Below are 5,004 nucleotides of genomic sequence, written 5' to 3' on the forward strand. Positions count from 1 at the left end.
GTTATCTAAAAACATACTTAGGTTATGTAGCCCAGTTGGCCTATGTTCTTCAGAACCTTTCTTCTCTATGTCAAAGTTTTTAGAAATGGCCGTAATTAATTCTTCTGAAGAATACTCACCTAGATCAACTACCGTTCGGTTAAAATCAAATATTTCTAACTGATCATCCGAAAAGAATATACCCATGTACTTACTCGACGGAACGTTCATTCTGTCGAGCTTTTTTCTTCTAGATTGTCCAAGTAGTACAAGAGACGCACTTCTATGGTGCCCATCAGCGATGTAAAGATTCTTAAGAGTTTCAAATCGACTAGTTATAACGTCTAATCCAATTTCATCAGAAACAACCCATAGCTTATGCTTTGTCCCATCCGTATCTTCGAAATCAAATGCACAATCGTTCTGTTTACGCTTTTCGATAAACGCGTCCAGCTTTTCATCTGCCTTGTAAGCAAAACACACTGGTTCCGCATTAATATTGGTAGTATCGTAATATTCTTTAAGCTTTTCTTCTTTGAATGTAAGCGTTTGTTCATGCTTCTTAATCACACCTTCCATATAATCATCAATAGAAGCACAGCCTAACAATCCTGTAAATGTTCTTCCGAATTTTACTTGTTCGTAGATGTAGAAAGATAACTGGTCTTCTTGCTCATATATTCCTTGCTCCAAGAAGTCATCGAACTTCTTTCTTACAAAAGTGTTGTACTCGATAGATCGGGGCTCAATTTTATTTTGATACGCTTCTTCTGGCCTAACAACTTGAATAAAACTTTTAGGACAGTTCTCAATAATATCCTCGATCTCAACATTGTTATATGCGTCTATTGATCGACTTACTACTTCGTGAGCTATCTCTTTTTTAGGACGATAGCCTTTAAAAGGAAGAATTTTTGCCATTCTGAATTTTACGGAATATTAGTTGAAAAATGCGTTGATCTTTTCAGCCAACTCAGTACCAATTCGTGCTTGAGCTTCGCCTGTTGCAGCTCCAATGTGAGGAGTTGCTGAAACCTTAGAATGACTTACTAAATCCATTCTTGGAGTAGGCTCATTTTCGAAAACGTCTAAACCAGCACCACCAATTTTGCCAGAGTCTAAGGCTGCAATTAAATCAGCTTCATTAATTACTCCACCTCTTGCTGCGTTCACTAGGATAGCACCGTCTTTCATTTTGTTCATTTCCGCTGTGTTGATTAACGGCTTACCATCTTCTGGCATTGGAACATGGAAAGTAATTACATCACTTGTAGAAATTAAAGTATCAAAGTCAGTTGTTTTAATATTAACTGTTACATCTGCAGCTCCAGCAATTTCAACAGTAATACTAGCTTCTGTCATAAACGGATCGTAAGCAACAACACTCATTCCACATCCTAATGCGTATTTAGCAACAGATTGTCCGATTCTACCAAATCCGATAATTCCAATTTGTCTTCCTCTTAACTCAACACCTTTTCCATAAGCTTTCTTAAGCTGCTTGAATTCGGTATCTCCAACTGATGGCATTTTGTTATTAGAATCGTTTAAGAAACGGCTTAACGAAAAGATATGTCCAAACACTAGTTCAGCAACAGATTGAGAAGAAGAAGCTGGTGTGTTAATTACCTCAATTCCTTTTCCTCTTGCATAATCTACATCGATGTTATCCATTCCAACACCACCACGTCCGATAAGTTTTAAACCTGGACATGCATCAATTAAATCTTGTCTAACTGTAGTTGCACTTCTTACTAATAAAGCAGAATAATCATTACTGTTAATGCTATCTACTAATTGATCTTGAGGTACATTTTCTGTAATAATATCAAAGCCAGCTGCTTTTAATGCTACTTCTCCTTCGGCAGAGATTCCGTCGTTTGCTAATACTTTAATCATAATTATGCGTTTTTAGATTCGAATTCTTTCATTACATCAACAAGAGCTTGAACACTCTCAAGAGGTAGGGCGTTGTACATTGAGGCTCTGTAGCCACCAACATCTCTGTGTCCTTTAATTCCACTTATTCCTGCTGCATTCCACATTGCATCAAACTCTTCTTTCTTAGAATCATCGTTTAATATAAATGTTGCATTCATGTCAGATCTGTCCTCCTCAACAACAACACCAGTAAACATGCTGTTTCTGTCGATCTCAGCATACATTAACTTCCCTTTTGCGATGTTCATTTCTTCAATTTTCGCCACGCCACCTACGTCTTTCATCCATTGTAACATTAACATAGAAACGTAGATTGCAAATACAGGAGGGGTATTGTACATAGATTCCTTAGATGCGTGAAGCTTGTAGTTCATCATAGAAGGAATTACTCTTCCGCTACTTTCCATGAAACTATCTTTTACGATAGCTAATGTAGCACCGGCAGTTCCCATGTTTTTTTGAGCACCAGCATAGATTACATCAAATTTGCTAACATCAATTACCTTACTGAAAATATCAGACGACATATCACAAACTACAGGAACATTAGTTTCAGGAAAGTCTTTTACTTGTGTTCCGTAGATAGTGTTATTTGAAGTGATGTGGAAATAATCAACATCTTCCGGGATTGAGTATCCTTTAGGAATGTAGTTGTAGTTTTTATCTTCAGAAGAACCTACTACGTTGATATCCCCAAATAATTTAGCTTCTTTTATCGCTTTAGCCGCCCAAGTACCTGTATTCGTATATGCTGCAGTTCCACCTTCTTTTAAGAAATTGTAAGGTGTCATTAAAAATTGTGTGCTCGCACCTCCTTGAACAAACACAATAGAGTATCCATCTGGAACGTTTAGTAGTTCTCTAACTAAAGATGTAGCTTTTTCCGCAACTGCAATAAAGTCCTTGCCTCTGTGAGATACTTCTATTAAAGATAGGTTAAGGGTATTAAACTGATTAACGGCATCTGCAGCTCCTTTTAATACTTCTGGTGGAAGGATACAAGGGCCTGCGCTGAAATTATGTACTTTACTCATTCGTTCTTCGTGTTTGAATTTCAATTTTTAAAAGACGGCAAATTTGCAACTTTTTGGTTAGAAAGTTGAATATATAAGGGAATAATTTAGTGCGTCCGGGTTATTTCGTTGATCGTAGGAATAGGGGAAAGACCATTATTAAAGCTGGAAGTTCAATTACTTTTTATTTGGAGTTAACCCATGTCCAGGTGAATCGATTTTAACTTTTGGCTTGGCCGAATTGTTTTGTTCTATATCCGATAAGAATTTCCATTTCCCTTTTTTATATTGAAAAGCATCTAGGCTTAAGTCTGGACCATAAAATTGTCGTTGCCCTTTAAGATTCGGTTCTAACGGTGCCAAGTGGTCAAAAACTATTCTTTTAGTTCTTGCATGGTATTTTAAAGACATTACAACTTCAGAACTGAACTCAAAGAATACTCGTTTTTTATATCCTCTGCCAACCTTAAATAGATTTGCGCCAAAGCGAATTTGTCCGTTCTTTGTTATATACATAATGTCAATAACTTTTTTGTTTGATAGCTTATTATTACCATCCCATCCAAACATAACGTAATATGTTTTTTTCTTCACTTTAGTGGTGAAGCAATTATAATAGTAGGCTCCCCACCAATTATCAGGCGTAAGTACTTTCTTATAAGCTTGTTCAATTGAACTCGACTTGTCTAGCAACGATATGATGTCGTATTTCTTTTTGTCCTTATTGTATTTCTGTAGTAATCCGAAATATTTGTACGTGCCATCCGTATATGGAATAGCCCAAATGAACAGTTTAAAACTTTTGTCTTTTGGAACAATCTGTTTAAGCGTTTCTATGTTTTCAAAACTATAATCGTATGCTTTATCAAGAATTAAAACGCTTTTGAGTTTTTGACTAAATATAAAACTTGCATGTGTTTTTTTTATGTCGGTATCTGAAGAAATAATTGCCGCGCATAATCTGCTGAGATCTTTTTCTATTTCTTCAAAATTGTACTCTTGCTTTTCGTCTTGAGCATACAATTGCATGCTCAATAGGCAAATGGATAAAGCGAGTAATGTTTTCATAGTGTAATATACTTTTAAAATATAGAGCAAAAAAAAACACCGCTATTAATATAGCAGTGTTCCTCTAAATTCGTTTAGCCATTAAACATGCATGAATGCTTTTTTAGCCAATAGCTCGTCATCAGATTCTCTTACGTCAGGATCATCGATACAGCAATCAACAGGGCAAACAGCCGCACATTGAGGCTCATCGTGAAAACCCTTACATTCGGTGCATTTATCTGAAGTAATGTAATAAAAGTCTTCACTTACTGGAGCTTGTTCTTCATCCGCATTAATGGCATTTCCTTTTGTATCTGTATGGTTACCTGTTAATGATGTACCATCAGAGAATTTCCATTCTTCGCCACTTTCATAAATTGCGTTATTTGGACATTCTGGTTCGCATGCCCCGCAGTTAATACATTCGTCAGTTATAATTATTGCCATTCTATGCTTTTATTAAATATTATACTTTTGCAATATGGCAAAATTAAATAAAAATTGTCGATTCAAAGTAAATAACTGATTAAATGAATTTAAATAGTAAGATTGCGGCTTTTGTAACTTTGGGTAGACTTATTGAGAATGAAGTTGTTGCCTGGGAGAAAGGGCAGGAAGTGTCCTCGGGTTTTGCGAACGCAATGCGTTTGGCTGAAGTGCGTAATCCCTGGTTTGATAAACAAAACTTACTCACATGTCTTAATTCATGGTGTCAGCTTTTGAATGAAGAAACATTATTCGAATGGGTTGAGCCATATCAAGGCATAATAGAGAAGCAAAAAAAGCCTGTTGTAATCGGTGTTATTGCAGCAGGAAACATACCGTTAGTGGCTTTCCATGATTTTTTATCCATAATAATAACCGGTAATGTTTTTAAGGGAAAGCTGGCTCAATCAGATGATGTATTATTGCCCTACTTGGTAAGTGAATTAATTAGGCTCGATTCTGAATTTGAGCCTTTAATTGAATTCTGTGAAGATAGGTTGCTGAATTTTGATGCTGTTATTGCCACCGGAAGTAA

The 5,004-nt window shown here is 36.1% G+C and carries 6 protein-coding genes; 1 reads left to right on the top strand and 5 read right to left on the bottom strand.

The window, feature by feature from the left end; translation table 11 throughout:
• The 5 genes from HRT72_08570 to HRT72_08590 form a co-directional block, all read right to left on the bottom strand.
• A partial coding sequence (locus tag HRT72_08570) for a DUF1015 domain-containing protein (protein NQY67760.1) occupies nt 1-900 on the bottom strand: 900 nt, incomplete at its 3' end.
• Nucleotides 901-918: 18 nt separating this feature from the next.
• Nucleotides 919-1,875, bottom strand: coding sequence for a D-2-hydroxyacid dehydrogenase (locus HRT72_08575; protein NQY67761.1), 957 nt, complete (start codon nt 1,873-1,875; stop codon nt 919-921).
• Nucleotides 1,876-1,880: 5 nt separating this feature from the next.
• On the bottom strand, nt 1,881-2,954 hold the full coding sequence (serC, locus tag HRT72_08580; GenBank protein ID NQY67762.1) for a 3-phosphoserine/phosphohydroxythreonine transaminase: 1,074 nt from the start codon (nt 2,952-2,954) through the stop codon (nt 1,881-1,883).
• 156 nt (nt 2,955-3,110) lie between these two features.
• Complete coding sequence (locus tag HRT72_08585; protein ID NQY67763.1) at nt 3,111-4,001, bottom strand: hypothetical protein; 891 nt, start codon at nt 3,999-4,001, stop codon at nt 3,111-3,113.
• 81 nt (nt 4,002-4,082) lie between these two features.
• Entirely contained in the window at nt 4,083-4,430 is a 348-nt protein-coding gene (locus tag HRT72_08590; GenBank protein ID NQY67764.1) for a 4Fe-4S dicluster domain-containing protein, read from the bottom strand.
• 83 nt (nt 4,431-4,513) lie between these two features.
• On the opposite strand from HRT72_08590, the gene HRT72_08595 reads away from it, so the two are divergent.
• Nucleotides 4,514-5,004: acyl-CoA reductase (locus HRT72_08595; protein NQY67765.1), on the top strand; the 491-nt coding region annotated here is incomplete at its 3' end.

The sequence above is a fragment of the Flavobacteriales bacterium genome (genome assembly GCA_013214975.1).
GTDB lineage: Bacteria > Bacteroidota > Bacteroidia > DT-38 > DT-38 > DT-38.

Coding starts and splice junctions, on each gene's coding strand:
- serC (NQY67762.1), bottom strand. CDS start 2,954: ATGAGTAAAGTACATAATTTCAGCGCAGGCCCTTGTATCCTTCCACCA.
- HRT72_08585 (NQY67763.1), bottom strand. CDS start 4,001: ATGAAAACATTACTCGCTTTATCCATTTGCCTATTGAGCATGCAATTG.
- HRT72_08590 (NQY67764.1), bottom strand. CDS start 4,430: ATGGCAATAATTATAACTGACGAATGTATTAACTGCGGGGCATGCGAA.